This is a genomic window from Hyphomicrobium sp. MC1 (genome assembly GCF_000253295.1).
GTDB lineage: Bacteria > Pseudomonadota > Alphaproteobacteria > Rhizobiales > Hyphomicrobiaceae > Hyphomicrobium_B.
In genome coordinates this window covers 1477307-1494855 of record NC_015717.1, presented here as the reverse complement: position 1 = coordinate 1494855, position 17549 = coordinate 1477307, and the positions used below count along the sequence as shown (strand labels likewise).

The 17549-nt window shown below is 57.8% G+C and carries 14 protein-coding genes; 8 read left to right on the top strand and 6 right to left on the bottom strand.

Annotation, left to right across the window (positions count from 1 at the left end; translation table 11 throughout):
• Positions 1-8: 8 nt before the first annotated feature.
• From HYPMC_RS07235 to HYPMC_RS07215, 5 genes are all read right to left on the bottom strand, one after another.
• Complete coding sequence (locus HYPMC_RS07235) at positions 9-1286, bottom strand: FAD-binding oxidoreductase (protein ID WP_024275686.1); 1278 nt, start codon at positions 1284-1286, stop codon at positions 9-11.
• 159 nt (positions 1287-1445) lie between these two features.
• Positions 1446-2270: an ABC transporter permease subunit gene (locus tag HYPMC_RS07230; protein ID WP_013947210.1), complete on the bottom strand. Its 825-nt coding sequence runs from the start codon at positions 2268-2270 to the stop codon at positions 1446-1448.
• A complete protein-coding gene (locus HYPMC_RS07225; protein ID WP_013947209.1) occupies positions 2267-3169 on the bottom strand; it encodes an ABC transporter permease in 903 nt (300 codons plus the stop codon). Before HYPMC_RS07225 ends, HYPMC_RS07230 begins: the two co-directional genes overlap by 4 nt.
• Positions 3170-3179: 10 nt before the next feature.
• Positions 3180-4373, bottom strand: a complete 1194-nt coding sequence (locus HYPMC_RS07220) for an ABC transporter ATP-binding protein (protein ID WP_013947208.1) — start codon at positions 4371-4373, stop codon at positions 3180-3182.
• A 101-nt stretch (positions 4374-4474) separates the two neighbouring features.
• Entirely contained in the window at positions 4475-5593 is a 1119-nt protein-coding gene (locus tag HYPMC_RS07215) for a polyamine ABC transporter substrate-binding protein (RefSeq protein WP_013947207.1), read from the bottom strand.
• A gap of 477 nt (positions 5594-6070) precedes the next feature.
• On the opposite strand from HYPMC_RS07215, the gene HYPMC_RS07210 reads away from it, so the two are divergent.
• The 7 genes from HYPMC_RS07210 (at position 6071) to HYPMC_RS07180 (ending at position 16764) form a co-directional block, all read left to right on the top strand.
• On the top strand, positions 6071-7471 hold the full coding sequence (locus tag HYPMC_RS07210; protein ID WP_013947206.1) for a glutamine synthetase family protein: 1401 nt from the start codon (positions 6071-6073) through the stop codon (positions 7469-7471).
• 381 nt (positions 7472-7852) lie between these two features.
• Positions 7853-8983 carry a response regulator gene (locus HYPMC_RS07205; protein ID WP_013947205.1) on the top strand — a complete coding sequence of 377 codons (1131 nt, stop codon included), beginning with the start codon at positions 7853-7855 and terminating at the stop codon, positions 8981-8983.
• A 281-nt stretch (positions 8984-9264) separates the two neighbouring features.
• Positions 9265-10515 carry a class I SAM-dependent methyltransferase gene (locus HYPMC_RS07200; protein ID WP_244420991.1) on the top strand — a complete coding sequence of 417 codons (1251 nt, stop codon included), beginning with the start codon at positions 9265-9267 and terminating at the stop codon, positions 10513-10515.
• 4 nt (positions 10516-10519) lie between these two features.
• The gene (locus HYPMC_RS07195) at positions 10520-13165 is read left to right on the top strand and encodes an ATP-binding protein (RefSeq protein WP_013947203.1); all 2646 of its coding nucleotides are present in this window, start codon (positions 10520-10522) and stop codon (positions 13163-13165) included.
• A complete protein-coding gene (locus tag HYPMC_RS07190; RefSeq protein ID WP_013947202.1) occupies positions 13146-14399 on the top strand; it encodes a response regulator in 1254 nt (417 codons plus the stop codon). The genes HYPMC_RS07195 and HYPMC_RS07190 overlap by 20 nt, the downstream gene beginning before the upstream one ends.
• Before the next feature lie 415 nt (positions 14400-14814).
• Positions 14815-16233: a coniferyl aldehyde dehydrogenase gene (locus HYPMC_RS07185; RefSeq protein WP_013947201.1), complete on the top strand. Its 1419-nt coding sequence runs from the start codon at positions 14815-14817 to the stop codon at positions 16231-16233.
• A 120-nt stretch (positions 16234-16353) separates the two neighbouring features.
• The gene (locus tag HYPMC_RS07180; protein WP_013947200.1) at positions 16354-16764 is read left to right on the top strand and encodes a dihydrofolate reductase; all 411 of its coding nucleotides are present in this window, start codon (positions 16354-16356) and stop codon (positions 16762-16764) included.
• Positions 16765-16836: 72 nt separating this feature from the next.
• Here the strand turns inward: HYPMC_RS07180 and HYPMC_RS23625 are convergent, their stop codons facing one another.
• Positions 16837-17070 carry a general stress protein gene (locus HYPMC_RS23625; protein ID WP_013947199.1) on the bottom strand — a complete coding sequence of 78 codons (234 nt, stop codon included), beginning with the start codon at positions 17068-17070 and terminating at the stop codon, positions 16837-16839.
• 292 nt (positions 17071-17362) lie between these two features.
• Here HYPMC_RS23625 and HYPMC_RS24475 point away from each other — a divergent pair, with 292 nt between their 5' ends.
• Positions 17363-17524: a hypothetical protein gene (locus HYPMC_RS24475; RefSeq protein ID WP_013947198.1), complete on the top strand. Its 162-nt coding sequence runs from the start codon at positions 17363-17365 to the stop codon at positions 17522-17524.
• Positions 17525-17549 lie beyond the last annotated feature (25 nt).

Genomic DNA, 17549 nt, shown 5'->3' with positions numbered 1-17549 from the left:
TGCGGCGCTTACATCAAATCGCGCATGCGGTAGTAGAGCATCCCGAGCGCCAGCATGTAGTTGCCGAACACGTCGCTCAGCGGCAGCCGCACATGCTTGATCCGCGACATCAGGTCGAACTGCTCTGTCGTACCGCAAATGGCGTCGGAAACGATTTCGGCCATGATGTGCGTAGCGTTGACGCCGTGCCCCGAATAGCCCTGGAAGTAATAAAGGTTCGGTGACAGCCGCCCGACGGCGGGCACGCGATTGACGACGATCGCGATCGTCCCACCCCACTTGAATTCCACCCGCGCATTCTTGAGCTGCGGAAACACCTGCACCATTCGCGGATGCATGACCGCAGCGATATCTTTCGGATCGCGGTTGGTATAGTTGCAGCGGCCGCCAAACAGCATGCGGCGATCCGCCGACATCCGGAAATAATCGAGCACCACGTTACTGTCAGCGACCGCGAGATTTTGCGGATCGACGGATGCCGTCTCTGAGCCCGTCAGTGGTTCGGTCGCGATGATGTAGCTGCCCGCGGGCAGCATCAACCCCTTGAGCCCCGGCTGGCCGAACTTTTCGAAAATCTCGCCGCCGATGATGACAGTTCCAGCTTCGACGCGGCCTCGCTCGGTCTGAACCCAGGGCCTTGCGCCGCCCGACAGATTGACGACCTTCGTTCCTTCGAAAATCTTGACGCCGAGCGAAGCCGCCGCCGCTGCTTCCCCGCGACACAGATTGAGTGGATGCACATGACCACTGCGCCGGTCGATGTAACCGCCATAGTAGGATTCCGTGCCGAGAACTTCGGGCATCCGATGCTTCTCGACGACCTCGATCTGATCGCCGTCGCCATCTTTCATCCGGCCTTCGACGTAGGCGCGCATATGATCCATATGTTTCGGCCGGGCCGCGACCTCCATCCAGCCGTAAGCCAGATCGCAGGCGATTTTATATTTAGCGACCCGCTCTTCGATAATCTGATGCCCGCGATACCGCATATCGCGCACGAGCTTGGCGCCCGCCGAACCAAGCTGCCGCTTGATTGCCTCTTCGCCGCTGATGCCGCCGATCATCTGGCCGCCGTTGCGTCCCGACGCGCCCCACCCGATGCGGTTGGCTTCGAGCAGAACGACTGACCGTCCGCGCTCCGCCAGCGTCAGCGCCGCCGCTACGCCGGAAAAACCGCCGCCAACGATGCAGACATCGGCTTTAACGGTGCCTTCGAGCACCGGATAGCGCGTCTGGTCATTGGCCGTCGCGGCGTAATAGGAACGTATGTAATCTTGTGCTGTCACGATGGCCCGGTGCTTAGCGCGCTCTGGCGCGAAAGACAAATGCGACTTCTCATCTCCAGCATCGCGCACCGCTCCCTATTCCGCGCAATCGGAATCCGCCCTTGCAATGGATAGAAGCAATACCGCCAAGCGGCCGTTAAGCCACCCGCTCGTCGCAACTCAGCCCGTGGCACCAAAAGCCTTCCGGCGCTCGCGCTCAGCCCGATCCGTCTGCCGCTTGGTAAAGAACGCCGCGGAAAGTACGCCAACCGTTACGATGCCGACCAGGATCGTTGAGATGGCGTTGATCTCCGGCGTCACGCCAAGCCGGACCTGACTGTAAATTTTCATCGGCAGGGTCGTCGCACCCGGGCCTGTCGTGAAACTCGCAATCACGAGATCATCAAGTGAAAGCGTGAACGCAAGCAACCATGCCGATACGACCGATGGCGCGATGATCGGCAGCGTTATTTGAAAGAACGTGCCGACCGGCGTCGCTCCGAGATCCATCGCAGCTTCCTCGACCGACTTGTCGAAGTCCTGCAGGCGCGCCTGCACGACGACAGCGGCGTAGCACATCGTGAATGTGATGTGCGCGATCGTGATCGTCCAGAAGCCGCGATCGAAGCCCAGCGCCACGAACACCAGCAGCAGCGACAGGCCGGTGATAACGTCCGGCATGACGAGCGGCGCAAAGATCATTCCCGAAAAAAGTGTTCGACCATGGAACCGTCCCATGCGGACAAGCGTGATGGCCGCAAGCGTGCCGAGCACCGTCGCGACTGTCGCCGAAACAATGGCGACACGAATGGTCACCCACGCCGCATCTTTGAGACCCTGGTTCTGAAGCAGCGAGCCGTACCACTTCGTCGACCATCCGGCCCATACGGTAACGAGCTTTGACTCGTTGAAGCTGAAGATCACCAACAGCAGGATCGGAATGTAAAGGAACGCAAATCCGAACGTGATCGAAGTCGCGTTGAACCAGGAAAAGCGTCCCTTCATCGTCCGGCCTCCCGCTGCATTTCCTGCTGCCGCTGGAACAGGACGATCGGAATGATCAGCACCAGCAACAGCAGCACCGCCACCGCCGACGCCAACGGCCAGTCGCGGTTATTGAAGAATTCCGTCCACAGCGTCTTACCTATCATCAGCGTATCCGAGCCGCCAAGCAGGTCCGGGATGACAAACTCACCAACCGCCGGAATGAAAACGAGCAGGCATCCAGCGAATACGCCGGGCATCGACAATGGAAACGTCACTTGCCAGAAGGCGCGCCACGGTTGCGAGCCGAGATCCTGCGCGGCCTCAAGCAACGACGGATTGATCTTCTCGAGGCTGGCATAGAGCGGCAAGATCATAAAGGGCAGATAGGAATACACGATGCCGATATAGACCGCCGTCGTCGTATTCATGATTTGCAAGGGCTCGCTGATGATGCCGAGCTTTATCAGGAACAACGACAGAAAGCCCTCGGGCTTCAGGATCGCGATCCAGGCATAAATGCGGATCAGAAATGAGGTCCAGAACGGTAGGATAACGAGCATCATCAACGTCGGCTGCCAAGACTTCGGCGCCCGCGCCATGCCGTAAGCCATCGGGTACGCGACAAGCAAGGTCAGGATCGTCGAAAAGAACGCGATCTTGAGGCTCGAGAGATACGAATTGATGTAAAGAGAGTCGCTGAAAAGAAATGTGTAGTTCTCGAAATCGAGCTGCGAGAGGAACGTGCCGATCCCCTTCGACCAACTGAACGTTGGCGTGTACGGCGGGATCGCGGTCGCGACATCGGAAAGCGATAGCTTGAAGACGATAAAGAACGGAATGAGGAAGAAAACGAGCAACCAGAGAAACGGCGCGCCGATCACGTACCAGCGCTTCAGATCGGAAGTTTTTGAACGCATATGTGCAACCTCAGCCCGTCAGCACCACGCCTGCATCGACCGGCCAATCGAGCCAGACGCCGTCCTCCCAGGTGATCGATTGCTCGACCGTGTGTGCCGCGTTGGCACGAAGCGCCGTTATGCGTTCGCCCGAAGCCGTACGAACGTGATAATGCGAAATTGAGCCAAGGTAGCCGATATCTTCGACTTTGCCGGGAATGGCGTTGACGTCTGATGAGGGCTTCTCACGCCCGATCCGGATTTTCTCAGGCCGCAGCGCCAGCCCGACTTTCTGCCCAACGGTCACGGGCTCTGCACTTCTTGTCTTGAACTTGTAGCCGTCCGCCGCATCGATTTCGACGCAGCCTTCCGAAACATTCGAGACGGTGCCTTCAAAGACATTCACGTCGCCGATGAAGCCCGCGATGTACCGCGTCTTCGGATTCTCATAGATATCGCCCGGCGTCGCGACCTGCTGAAGAAGGCCCTTCTCCATCACGGCGATGCGGCTCGCGACCGTCATCGCCTCTTCCTGATCGTGCGTGACGATGATGAAGGTCGTCCCCGTCGTTTCTTGAATACGCATCAATTCGAACTGAGCCTGCTGCCGCAGCTTCTTGTCCAGCGCGCCGAGCGGCTCGTCGAGCAGAACAAGGCGCGGCTTCTTGGCGATGGCGCGCGCAAGCGCCACGCGCTGCTGCTGGCCGCCGGACAGCTGATTGGGCTTGCGTTTCGCGAACTGACGAAGCTCAAGCATCCCCATGGCTTCATCGACGCGCTCTTCGATCTTGTCCTTCGGCATCCCCTCCTGTTTGAGGCCGAAACCGATGTTGCGCTCGACCGTCATATGAGGAAACAGCGCGTACGACTGGAACATCATGTTTACCGGCCGCTCATAGGGAGGCATGTCGGTGATGTCCTGCCCGGCGACGATGATGCGACCCTCGGTTGGCCGCTCGAACCCGGCGAGCATTCGGAGAAGCGTACTCTTTCCGCACCCAGAAGGCCCAAGAAGCGCAAAGAACTCTTTCTCATAAATATCGAGTGTCACATTATTGACGGCGACAAAGTCATCGAACCGTTTCGTGATGCCTTCGAAGCGAACCATCGGCGGAAGGTCTGGATTCTTCCACGGCGCGAACCCGGTCTGCGGTGCGGCCGTCCGCGGACCTGCACGTTGCGAGGAAGCAGCGTTCGCCTGGGATGGAGCAGTCGCAACAGACATGATGAGAGTTCCCTTCAACCGATCGAAATTGACCGCCGGGACACCGGCGACAGTGAAGAAAGAAAAAGCCGCGCCAGTATGTTTCTGGCGCGGCCCTGAACTTATTGGCCTGTCGTGATTTTCGTCCACATTCGCGTGGCGACACGTTGGGTTTTATTATCCCACGTCAAGTGGACGAACAATTTCTTCATCGTATCGGCATCCGGATAGACCGCCGGGTTATCGAGGACGCTCTTATCGATGAACTTCTGCGAACCGAGGTTGCCGTTCGCATACTGGACGAAGTTTGAAGCCTTCGCCATGACCTCTGGCCGGTTGAGATAATTGATGAAGGTCAGAGCTTCGTCGACATCCTTGGCGTCCGCCGGGATCGCCATCATGTCGAACCACATCTGCGTACCTTCCTTCGGAATATTATACTTGATGACTTGGCCATTCTTCGCTTCTTCAGCGCGCGACGCGGCCTGAAGAATATCGCCCGACCAGCCGAGCGCCATGCAAGCATCGCCGTTCGCCAGCGCGTTGATGTATTCGGAGGAATGGAACTTCTTGATATACGGCCTGATCTTCAGCAGCATATCTTCGACTTTTTGGAAGTCTTCCGGATTTTTCGTATTCGGATCGAGGCCGAGGTAATTGAGTGCAACCGGAATGATGTCTTCCGGTGAATCCAGCATATAGATGCCGCAGTCCTTGAACTTCGCGGCAATCTCCGGCTTGAAGATCATATCGAGTGAGTTGACCGGCGCATCAGCCATGCGCTCTTTGATCTTGCCTTCATTATAGCCGACGCCCGTGGTACCCCACATCCAGTTGACGGCGTATTCGTTACCCGGATCGTACTGCGCGATACGATTATAAACTTCGGGCCATGCGTACTTTAAGTTTGGAAGCTTGGCCTTATCGAGTTTCTGGAACACGCCGGCTTTGATCTGGCGCGAAAGAAACGATGCGGTCGGAACGACGACGTCATATCCGCTGCCGCCTGCGAGAAGCTTTGTTTCCAGAACTTCGTTGCTGTCGAAGACGTCATAAACGACCTTGATACCGGTTTCCTTCGTGAAATCGGTAAGGATCGAAGGATCGATATAATCCGACCAGTTGTAGACTTTTACGACTCTATCAGCTGCCTGCGCGTGATGGCCAACGAGTCCGACTGTCGCCACAGCCGCAACAATAGAGTACGCGACGCTACGCGCCGCCTTACTGAGCCACAACATCCGAAATCCTCCACGGATCAGTCCCATACCCGGCCACGTTAAACGGCCGGACCACACCCAACGCCGCTCGCACAGCGTTTTGCTAAACACCGACCATACTGCGCATTTAAATTGCGAAGCACAACGGGGCTTGTCGGAGATTTCTTGTTTGCACTGCGACGCGCAACGAAAAACGTTCGTCCAATGGACGATTGCCCGATCTCAAGTCAGGGCGCCGCCCTATTGGGCGACGGCAACGATATTTGGCGATAAGATATGTCATCGTGGCGGCTATTGAGGTCCCCCCATGTAAAAGGTTAAGTCTCTTCTAGCCTACCGAGCGACGGCTCAATGCGTCTGACCGATGTCTGAACTTAGAGGGCAAGCCCTCCTTATCAAAGCCATGGCTGTCACATGACCTCGACGCTTGGCGATGACGTTCGTTAGACCGAACACAACGCGTCAGCCGAATATAGTTGAACAATACCCAGGTGCTCCATGAACGCCCCACCAGTACGTCCCATCCACGAGGAAAGTGATTTCGGCGTCGGCTCCACTCCTGAAGGACTTCGGGATTGGCTGCGCGAACATCGCATCGAAGAAATAGATTGTGCAGTGCCCGATATTGCAGGTGTCGCGCGCGGCAAGACGATGCCCGCTGAGAAATTCGTGAAACTCGATGCGGTCCATCTTCCGATATCGATTTTTCATCAGACTATCACCGGCGACTACGTCGGTTTCGAAGAAGACGGTCAGGAGCTTTACGCCGAGAGCGACCTGATGATGGTTCCCGATCTGTCAACCATCCGCCCAGCTCCGTGGGCTTCGAGCCCAACCGCGCAGGTCATTCACGACGCCCAATGGCAGAGCGGCGGTCCGGTTGAAATAGCACCGCGCAACGTCTTGAAGCGCGTCGTCGATCTCTACGCCAAGGAAGGCTGGGTGCCAGTCGTTGCGCCGGAACTCGAATTCTATCTGACGAAAACCAACCCCGATCCCGATTATCCCTTGGAGCCGCCGACGGGCCGTTCCGGTCGTCCTGGCGCAGGCCGCCAAGCCTACAGCCTTGGCGCTGTCGACGAATATGACAAGATCGTCGATGACATTTACGAATTCGCCGAGCGCCAGTACCTCAAGATCGACACCATCATCCAGGAAGGCGGCGCCGCGCAGCTCGAAATCAATCTCCTTCACGGTGACCCTGTCGACCTCGCCGATCAGGTCTTCCTTTTCAAAAGGACAATCCGCGAAGCCGCCTTCGCGCAAAACTGTTACGCGACCTTCATGGCAAAGCCACTCGCCAATGAGCCCGGCAGCGCCATGCACGTGCATCAAAGCATCGTCGACGCCAAGACCGGAAAAAACATCTTCACGCTGGAGATCGGCGAACCGAGCAAGCTATTCTTCAACTTTCTCGCCGGTCAGCAAACGTACCTTCCGGCAGCCATGTGCCTGCTTGCCCCGTACGTGAATTCCTATCGCCGCCTCGTGCCGAATGGAGCTGCGCCAATCAACGTCGAATGGGGTTTCGACAACCGCTCTGCAGGCCTGCGCGTGCCGGTCGCCAACACCTCGGCCCGGCGCGTCGAGAACCGCCTCGCGGGCGCCGATTCAAACCCCTATCTGGCACTCGCCGCGAGCCTCGCGTGCGGCTACCTCGGAATGAAGAATGCGCTTGAACCACGCCAAGCCGTGGTCGGTAACGCTTACCGCAACGATCATCAGTTACCACGCGGCCTGCTCGAAGCGCTGACCGATTTCGAGGAAAGCACGGCCCTTCACGACATTCTCGGAAAACGTTTCTGCCACGTGTATCTGGCCCTGAAGCGCAGTGAATTCGAAGAATTCATGCGCGTCATCAGCCCTTGGGAGCGAGAACATCTGCTGCTCAGCGTCTGAGGACCGGCTGCCCGATCCTATTCCGATAGCGAGCGCCCACGTCGGCGCTCGCAGAAACGACAGCGATTTCCGAATTTCCAAAAGATAAAGATACTGTCAGGCTGCATAGGCAGACGTTAACGAGTTCCTTGCTCATCGGCTCCGCCCGCCTTAGCGAAGTATGCCTCCGCCATACGCCGAACTCCATTTTGTATCGCTATGAAAATAGCAGTCAGAAACTATTAAGATTGACTGCCAACATCTCAAATTTTCATTCAATCCGATATTGATTTTGAATATCAGTAGCCAGATTGAATTATCTAGGCACGTATATATATCCAAGGCATGCACGCAAATCAGAAGTCATTTTCACACTTCGCCTCAAGCAAGGCCTCTTGAACCATGTCAAACCGCTCAGAGACGAGCGACAAGCAGAACCCCACAATTCTCTTTGTCGACGACGAACCCTTATCGCTGAAATACTTCAAGGCGTCGGTCGGCAAATATGCGAACGTCCGAACGGCCAGCAGTCCCGATGCGGCTATGGAAATTCTCGAGTCCGAGGGCGACGAGATTTCCGTCGTCGTCAGCGACGAACGCATGCCGCGCGACAGCGGCGTTTCTTTTCTCAGCGATGTCCGCAAGTCCTGGCCGTCAACCATCCGCGTACTGACGAGCGCTTACGCCAACATCGACAATCTGCAGCACGCCATCAACGATGCAGCGATCTACCGCTTCGTGCCGAAACCCTGGAACCTCGATGAGCTTTGCGCGGCAATGCAGGACGCGCTGAGCGTCGAACGTTCGGCATCCAAGCTTGCAGAACCCGTCGTCGGCCCGATCTCAACCGGCGATGCCAGCGAAGCTAATCTCGCACTGCTGTCCATTCTTGCCGGTGGTTTGGACGCACCTTTGAAATCCCTTCACAGCGAGGCCCAGCACTTGGCCCATCTCGCTGGACAAGGATCGCTGGAAGCGCCGCAGAATACGAATGCGTACCTCGAATCTTGGTCGGCGCGCCTGCGTCAGTCCAAAATCGCAGCATGCTCGGGGCAAATTTTGCAAGACGTGGAGCAATGCAGGTCCATGGCCAATTCGATCGGCAGACTCGCCCGCGGCCTCGTCCAAGCCTCGGCTGGCCAGTCCTCCTCCATGGCGGATACGCTGCACGAAGTGATCGAGCAAAATGTAAGAGGGCCCGCCAAAGGCCTCTCGCTCGCTACCTCCGGCGATTTCACCTATCGGATGCCGCGCGAGATTATGAAATTCATCCTCGCCAACCTGCTGCGAAACAGCGGCGCCAACGGCCGCCAGTCGACGCCATCGGCTGAGATCGAACTCTTTTGCGGTGCCGCACACAACGAAGTGCGGCTCAGCGTGCCGGCCAAGGATGTGCCTGGCACTCTGGAGGATCATCAGACGTGGCGGACGATCCGCAGCGCCCTTTGGGCCTTCGGCGGCGAGCTGCTGACTTCCAGCGATGAAAATTTGTGCAAATCAACGTTCACGGTGTGCCTCCCTAAGGAGGCGTAGCAAAGATGTACCTCCAAGCCATTGATGCTTAGAAATCATCTCAACTGTTTCTAAATCACGCGGCGCAAAACTGAACGATTGTGGTAACCTTACGTTCGCGAAGTCCACATCGTTCAGTTGTAGGAGCACACCCCTTGCGCATCGAGCGAGATATTGATCGCACGGTTTCCTTTAGAAGTAGCCAAGGTACTATTTTCCGGGGCACCCTCAGAAAGCTGTCGCGGCGTAACATTGTTTTTGAGATTTACAATCCATTTTCGCCCGTCCAGACGAGCGAGGTATTGAGCGACCTTAAGGTGCGCCGCGGCAAGAACCTGGTCTACCAGGGAGACGCCGTCGTAACGGGGGTCGTTACAACGAGCATCTTGGTGGTTGTCTCAGCAACGCTGGTCAATCAATGGTCGGCAATCGACACTATCATCTCCGACCCCGCCGGGCTCGGATCGGAAGTCGGGCGCTTTGTCGAAGAATGGGAACGAGTCAACAAGCTCGATCCGAACTACCAGCTGAAAGTCGCCGATCTCCGGTCTTTTCTGAGCGACCTGAGCTTCTGGCTCGACCAGGTCGACCTGGCCATCGAAGGCGAACCCGGCGCAGGCAATGCGATGCTCGATGCCGAACGCTTTGAGGAAATCAAGGCGCCAGTGATGCCGCGTATCACCGAGCTCTTCCTTGAGCTTGAAAAGGCCTGCCGACAGCTCGAAGCCGACGAAGTCGAAAACCACAAACAGCTCGCCCAGCGCGATCTTCTGCCGTTGATGATGGCTTCGCCCTTCTTCAATCGCGTCTATTCGAAGCCGCTTGGCTATGCGGGCGACTACGAAATGGTCAACATGATGTTCCGCAAGGAGCGCGGCGGCAAGACGACGTACGGCCAGATCATCAACGATTGGCTGCTCAACGGCGGCCCGCCGGAAGCCCATCGCAACCGCATCTATATGCTCGAAAAGATGCTGTCGAAGGCCGCCGAGGACGCGGTAGCCGCCAACAAAGAAGTGCGTGTCCTCAATGTCGGCTGCGGTCCCGTTCAGGAACTCCAGCTGTTCTTTGCCAACAACAAGGAAGCCAAGCGTTTCTCGTTCGACTTGCTCGACTTCAATGCCGAGACGCTTGCCTATGCCCAAAATCAGATCGAGGCGATCACCGACAGTCAGGACGATCCGCCGAAGGTCACTTACATCCTCAAGACCGTGCAGGAGCTTCTTCGGCAGGCCATCGAGCTGCCCGAAGCTGCCAAAACCTATGACATCATCTACTGCGCCGGCCTCTTTGATTACCTTTCCGATCGCGTCTGCACCAAATTGGTACGCCTCTTCTACCAGTGGTGCGAACCCGGCGGCCGGGTGATTGTCACAAATGTGCATTCGTCAAACCCTGTGAAAGGATTGATGGAGCACGTCATGGAATGGCACTTGGTTCTGCGCGACGAAGCAGACATGGAAAGACTTGCACCGGATCTCGGTCCGCTAAAGATTTATACAGACGACACGGGTATCAACGTATTCCTGGAGATCGACAAACCACTCGTCTGACCGCATGGATGACCGCACCGACCTGAGACGCGCCTTCGAGGCTGAGGAGCACGAGCTTCGGCTAAGGCAGTCGAAGGTCGCCTGCATCCTTGGCATCGTCCTCATACCTGCGGGTATTGCGCTCGATCGCATTACCTATGCCGATCAGCTCGGAACGCTGACCGTTATTCGCCTCGTCGCGGCCGGGCTGATCGCAATTCTCTATGCCCTGCACTTCTGGGAAAAATCGGCTGTCTACGTCCGCTATCTGACGATGGCGGGCCTGCTGATCGCGGTCGCCTCGATCGCGGTCATCATCGGCATCACAGACGGCGCCAACTCGACCTATTACAACGGCCTGTTTCTTATTCTGTTCGCTGTCGGCGTCTTGGCGCCGATGCAGCCGTTCGAAGCGGCCCTGCTCTGCATTTCTACGCTGGGCATCTACATCATCGCCTGTTCGCGCGTGCCGAGCGCCCACGACACCACCAATACGCTTCTGAACAACCTCTATTTTCTCGTCCTGACCTGCATCATCTCGGTCACGGCCGTTCACTTCAACTACCGGCGGCGCTTCAACGAATTCCGCTTAAAGTACAAGCTGGCGTCCCAGCATCAGGAGCTGTCGGCGCTCGACCGCCTCAAATCCCAGTTCTTCGCTAACGTCAGCCACGAGTTGCGGACACCGCTGACGCTCATTCTCGCGCCTGTCGAAAAGCTGAAGTCCGACGCCGCCCGTCTCGGCCCATCGTCACAGCAGCTCCTGGACGTGATCGAGAACAACGCGCTGCGACTGCTGCGCCTCGTCAACGACATTCTGAGCCTCATTCGCTTGGAGGAAGGTCGGGCTACGCTCGCGAAGAGGCCGATCGACATGGGCCACTTCCTGAAGCACACCGCTGCCTCGATGAAGCATCTCGCGGCGCTAAAAGGCGTTCATCTCGATCTGCAGGAACCGCCAGGCGACCTGCTGATCAACGCCGATCAGGATGCGCTTGAGAAGATCGTCAGCAACGTCATCGCCAACGCCATCAAGTTTACGCCGCCCGAAGGCCGGATCGATATTTCAGCAGTCCGCGAAGAAAACTTCGTGACGGTCAAAGTCTCAGATACCGGCATCGGCATCCCGGCCGAGCAGCTTCCGCATATTTTCGATCGTTTCTATCAGGTCGATGGCTCCGCGACGCGGCGCCATCAGGGTCTCGGGCTCGGCTTGGCATTGGTACGCGAGCTGATGACCCGCCACGGTGGCGACGTCACCGCCACAAGCGATACGGGCCACGGCACGACATTTGTTTTACGTTTTCCTCACGCCCTAGAGGATACGCAATTTGACATGACCAACTCCGAAGAGAAGCCTGATCGCCTCGCTGACGATCCATTGCGGGCCTTCGACCGCAAAGCTTCCGCGCGAGCAATAATGGTTTCCGAGAACCCCAGCTTGACGTCGGATCCGACGGCGTCAAACGCCGCCAACCAGCCCGACGGACGATCCGAACTTCCCCTCCTTCTCGTCGTTGACGACGAGCCCGACATGCGCCGCTACCTCGTATCGATGCTGCGCGAAAGTTATCGCGTCATCGAAGCCCCCGATGGCATCAGCGCGCTGGAAAAAGCCAAGCAGGAAAAACCCGACCTCATCCTGCTTGACGTCATGCTGCCCGGCGTCAGCGGCTTGGAGGTTTGCCGGTCTCTGAAAGAGCGCGCGGAAACGCGTGCCATCAAGATCATCGTCTTGACGGCCCGCGTCGACGAGGACGCCAAGATCATCGCGCTGAAGCACGGCGCCGACGACTTCCTGATCAAACCGTTCAGCGGACTGGAAGTCCGCTCACGCATCGCGAACCTCATCCGTGCTTCCCAGCTCGAAAGCGACCTGCACCGAACCAACGCCGAGTTGAAGCAGAGCTTGCAGCAGTTGCGTGAAACCGAGGCTGCCCTCGTTCAGAACGCACGCCTAAGCGCGCTCGGCACGATGGCCGCCGGTTTGCTGCATGAAATCGGCAATCCGCTGAACTTCATGGGTACCGCACTGCAGCTCGCCGCCCGCGACCCGACGATTCAATCCGATCCAGATACCGCCGACACGCTGAAGGACATTCACGCCGGCTACGATCGCATTCATCGCGTCGTGACCGACCTTCGCGGCTTCACGGCGCCCCACCGCCCCGAGCATCCGCGGCCGTTCCATATCGAATCCGCCATTGACCACGCGCTCCGCTTCACCGCACACGTTCAGAAAGGAATAACCATAAAGAAAGATATCGCCGCGCAAGGCGAGGTCTTTGGATCGCAATCCACAATCGCGCAGGTGCTGGTCAACCTCATCGTCAATGCCGTGGCGGCCGTCCGCACCGTCGAAGAGCAGCGAAAGCCTGAAATCTCGATCACGACAGCCGTCGAAGGCAACGAAATCATCGTTTCCGTCCGCGACAACGGCACCGGCATAGACCCGAAAATCCAGAGCCAGATCTTCGATCCGTTCTTCTCCACCAAGGACGTCGGCGAAGGCATGGGCTTAGGCTTGGCGGTCAGCCACCGGATCATCGCCAACCACGGCGGTTCACTGAGTGTTAAGAGTAGTCTTGGAGAGTGGACCGAGTTCCGTTTCAACTTGCCGATCGCGTCGGAAAGAGAAGACCAGGTCTCCCATGGAGTCGTTTCGTATTGACCAGCCCGTCGAGATTCTCATCGTCGATGATGAACCGCAGGCGGTCAAATACTTCAAGAAGGCGTTTGGCGCGAAGTACGATGTACTGACTGCGACAAGCGCCGACGAAGCCGAAACCTTGATCCTGTCCGGCAATCACAACATCGGACTGGTCATTTCCGATCAGCGTATGCCCGGCCGCAGCGGCGTCAGCCTGCTGAACCGCATCCGCAATGAACGGCCCGATATCATTCGCATGCTGACGACGGCGTACGCCGATCTCGACAGCGCCATTGATGCGGTCAACAAGGGCGAGATCCTCCGCTACATCTCGAAACCCTGGGACCTGCGCGTTCTCGAAGCCGAAATCGAGCAGGCGATCACGTTCTATCTGCTGAAGAACGAATACGATATGCTTCTGCGCGACAAGCTCAGCGCGTTGCATCGTACGTTGCTGCGCGATCGCATGAACGATCTTGCGATGCTCTCGGGGCTACTGCCGTATAACAACGCCCCCCTGACGATGTACCACTACTTGAAGGATGCGATCGCCGAGACGTCGTGGCGCCCGTCCGCACAGAAACTCTGGTCGCAGCTTCGTATTCGCGACCACTGGCGCATTCCTGTCGAAGAAACCCAGCGCGCCATCGATCTTTCTGAAGAACTGTCACGCGAAACGCTGCATGCCGATATCGGTCCGGGTCACGACGCCGACATCGTCTCGATCGTGACGTCGTGCGCGGAAGCAATCAATCGTGAGATTGGCGCGCAGCAGATCTATGTCAATGCCGATAAGCCCGAGATGATCGTCGCTGCCGACCCGACGACGATGCAAAAGATCATGATTCAGCTGATGGAGCCGATGAGCCTCTGGCCGTCGTCCGGCAGCACGGTTCAGGTCAACATCAAGAGCGATACGCACAACAGCGAAGACGCCAGCGTGGAACTCCAGTTCGAATTGCGCAACTGCGAACCTCAGCGTGCGATTCAGGATTGCGTGCTCTTTACGGCACCACTGCACACCGCGCCGAAGCGCGCCAGCGACTATCTCCGCGCCGCACTTTCGATTGGCCACATCGGCGGCACGATCTCCTCGCCCCCGATGGAGAATGGCTACAAGCAGATCCTCGTCACGCTTCCTGTCCGCGCGAACAACGGCAGTAAGAAGATCGACACTGTGCCCAAGCAGTGGCTGCAGGATCTGAGCGATGAGTACGAGAAGTGGGTTCTCGGCACGCTCGACATCGCCGCTTGATCGCTGCGCACCCTGAGCCGCTATTCCTCGAATAGACCGGGGGCCTTGACCGGCCGCGTACCCTCAACGCTCTTTTCTACTGCCGAGCCTTGCTCGCCAAAAAGTTGCAGATAAAATACGCAACAATCTCAGAGTGAAGCTTCCGCATTGCTGGCGAGGAGCTTATTTACGAAGTTCGGGGGCTGACCCGGGTGCTGCGCCACTTCGCGCAGGATAAATTGCCGGCTATCCCGTCCACAAGCGTGCCGATCGGCGTTTCGATCATGCGCGCTTGAGATCGCCACGATCGTATGGTCGTTGGGCATGATGGCAGGCGGACGATGCCGAAGGCGAAAGCCCACATACTCGTGTCGACGGAGAAACGTAGCGTCCTGAATCGCTATATGTTCTCACCGTCTACATTGGAGACCGATTAATGACTGCTCAATTCCCGGTCAAAGATGACTTCCTGCTAAGCCCGCTGCTGGCGAAGCAGCGAGCCGCGTTCATGCGCGACGGGCCGCCGTCTGCTGCACAGCGCCGAGCCGACCTTCGCAAGCTCAAACGCGCATTGCTCGCGCGCCGCGCTCAATTCGAAGCCGCCATCAGCAAGGATTTCGGCTACCGGTCCGCATACGAAACCCGGATCATGGAAGTCATTCCCATCATCCAGGCCATCAACTTCCTTCGCCGCAACGTCGCAAAATGGATGCGGCCAGAGAAACGGCGCATCTCGCTCCACTTCATTCCCGGTCGCGCCCGCGTCCATTACCAGCCGCTAGGCGTCGTCGGAATCGTGTCGCCGTGGAACTATCCGCTCTCGCTCGCCATCATGCCACTGCTGTCCGCAATTGCGGCTGGCAACCGCGCGATCCTAAAGCCCTCGGAGCTAACGGTCGCGACGAGCGAACTCTTGAAATCAACATTGCGTGATATCTTCCCGGAAGACCAAGTGGCCGTCGTCACCGGTGGCCCGGAGCTTGGCGCCGCCTTCTCGCGCCTCCCCTTCGATCACCTCGTCTTCACCGGCAGCGCGCAAGTCGGCCGCATGGTCATGCGGGAAGCCGCCGAAAACCTCGTTCCGGTCACGTTGGAACTCGGTGGCAAATCACCGACGCTCATCGGGCCAGACGCCGATATCGAGACCGCGGCCAGCAGCGTCGCCTATGGCAAACTTGCGAATGCCGGTCAGACCTGCATCGCTCCCGACTACGTACTTGTTCACGAGAAAGACGCTGCATCATTCGTCGCCAGTTACGACGCAACGGCAGCAGCATTTTATCCCGACGGCGCCGCCGACAAGAACTACTCTGCCATTGCGAGCGCGAGACATTACACTCGTCTCCGCCGTCTCCTCGAAGACGCCGAGAACAAGGGCGCTCGCGTTATCCAGACTGGACCTCAAACCGCTGTCCTGACGCGAAAGCTCCCTTCCGCGATCGTCCTGAACGTCACCGACGACATGGCGATCATGCGCGAAGAAATCTTCGGACCGATTCTGCCCATCGTGACGTATCGCACGCTCGATGAAGCCATCGCCTACATCAATCACAGGCCCCGGCCGCTGGCGCTTTATTATTTCGGCAACAGCAGCGAGGATCGCCTGAAGGTTCTCGCACGCACGACCTCAGGCAACGTCACCGTCAACGATACCTTGATGCATTACGTTCAGAACGCGCTGCCGTTCGGCGGCGTCGGCATGTCCGGTATGGGCGCCTATCACGGTATCGAAGGGTTTAAATCGCTTAGCCACGCGAAGGGCGTCTTCGAGCAAAGCCGCTGGAACCTCGGTGGTCTGTTACGCCCCCCCTTCAACCGCACGTCCGATTGGGTCATCCGCTATCTGCTGCGCTGACGACGCGGCCTTTACATCCATCGGCGAATTTCACACAGAGAAGGCAGTTGCGCGAATAGACGCCCACGCCCATTGCGTGGGATCGACGCGTGCTGAACGACAGATTGAAGGAAGTGCAAAATGCAGCAAACGATCGTGCGGGTCATCTGCGCGATTGGCCAATCGGGCCAACTCGGCCTTCATGGCCAACTCCCCTGGGAGGGTAATACAGATCCGGAATACATCGCCGATGTCGCGCGCTTTTTCGATATCACCCGCGGCCATGTTTTAATGGCCGGGCCGAAAACCATCGGCGCTGTCCCCGAATTCGCACGTACCGATCGCACGCTCGTTGTCCTGCGTTCCCACATGGACCCCGAAGAAACACTGAAGCAGTACGCCGGCCGCGTCGTCTTCATCGGGGGTGGCCCGCCTGTCTGGGACATCTACGCCAAATATGTGAGCCACTGGGACGTTACTCGTCTCCCGTACGATGGCCCAGCCGACCGTTGGTTCAATCCGAAATGGTTGACCGCTTCGAGCAGCGCCTGACGATGAAACGCGACAAGGCCGGAGCATCGCTCCGGCCTCCCGCAATAGTCTCCAATAATCACGCTCACATCATCAGTGCTGGCCGCCTTTTCGACCGGCTTCAGCGGCGCGCTTCGGATCGTGCTTGAAATTGCCACCGCTCTCATGGCCGCCTTTGCGGCCGGCGGACACGGCAAGATCGTGATTCTTCGAAAAGCTGCGCTCATGATCGGGAACGCTTGCGCCGCCTTTCCGGGCGATCTCGCGCTGCTTGGCTTCATCCATCGAAGCAAAGCCGCGTTTTGATGTTCTGTCCTCTTGAGCCATCACAACTACCTTTTGCTTTCGTGTTTCAGGTTGCCTGCTGTTTCAGGCCACTGCCGCCGGCCACGCGCCGCGCTTTTCAACACGCAGCTCGACAACTGCTTGGCCAACGGTCCCGCAGCAGGGCGGTTCCGATGTTTCCCGCAAAGCGTGTGTGACGTTTTTGTAAGCGTGCGGACGAAGCGAAGCTTAGCCGTCTGCAGGCGGCAGAAATCCGCCATCCTCAATTTGCGAAGCAACGAAAGGCGCGTCTGCGGATTATTCCGATAACGACGCGAAACCCGGACTGGCGATAATGGCACAAACCACGAAAAAGCCGGACGCCCCGGCCTACCCCGCGGAAAAGGCATCGCAGGGCGAAATCATCTTGAAACAACCCTGGCAGCGCGCCGTGTTCATCGGCGGGATCGCTGCTGCACTTTTGTTGCCGCTCATCGTACTTGCCATCGCACGATGAGCGGAAACGTCAGTTGGCGTACGGA

Bases quoted from the DNA above. Each gene is read 5' to 3' on its own strand.
- HYPMC_RS07225 (WP_013947209.1), bottom strand. From the start codon at position 3,169: ATGCGTTCAAAAACTTCCGATCTGAAGCGCTGGTACGTGATCGGCGCG.
- HYPMC_RS07215 (WP_013947207.1), bottom strand. From the start codon at position 5,593: ATGTTGTGGCTCAGTAAGGCGGCGCGTAGCGTCGCGTACTCTATTGTT.
- HYPMC_RS07205 (WP_013947205.1), top strand. From the start codon at position 7,853: ATGTCAAACCGCTCAGAGACGAGCGACAAGCAGAACCCCACAATTCTC.
- HYPMC_RS07180 (WP_013947200.1), top strand. From the start codon at position 16,354: ATGCAGCAAACGATCGTGCGGGTCATCTGCGCGATTGGCCAATCGGGC.
- HYPMC_RS24475 (WP_013947198.1), top strand. From the start codon at position 17,363: ATGGCACAAACCACGAAAAAGCCGGACGCCCCGGCCTACCCCGCGGAA.
- HYPMC_RS07195 (WP_013947203.1), top strand. From the start codon at position 10,520: ATGGATGACCGCACCGACCTGAGACGCGCCTTCGAGGCTGAGGAGCAC.
- HYPMC_RS23625 (WP_013947199.1), bottom strand. From the start codon at position 17,070: ATGGCTCAAGAGGACAGAACATCAAAACGCGGCTTTGCTTCGATGGAT.
- HYPMC_RS07220 (WP_013947208.1), bottom strand. From the start codon at position 4,373: ATGTCTGTTGCGACTGCTCCATCCCAGGCGAACGCTGCTTCCTCGCAA.
- HYPMC_RS07190 (WP_013947202.1), top strand. From the start codon at position 13,146: ATGGAGTCGTTTCGTATTGACCAGCCCGTCGAGATTCTCATCGTCGAT.
- HYPMC_RS07230 (WP_013947210.1), bottom strand. From the start codon at position 2,270: ATGAAGGGACGCTTTTCCTGGTTCAACGCGACTTCGATCACGTTCGGA.
- HYPMC_RS07210 (WP_013947206.1), top strand. From the start codon at position 6,071: ATGAACGCCCCACCAGTACGTCCCATCCACGAGGAAAGTGATTTCGGC.
- HYPMC_RS07185 (WP_013947201.1), top strand. From the start codon at position 14,815: ATGACTGCTCAATTCCCGGTCAAAGATGACTTCCTGCTAAGCCCGCTG.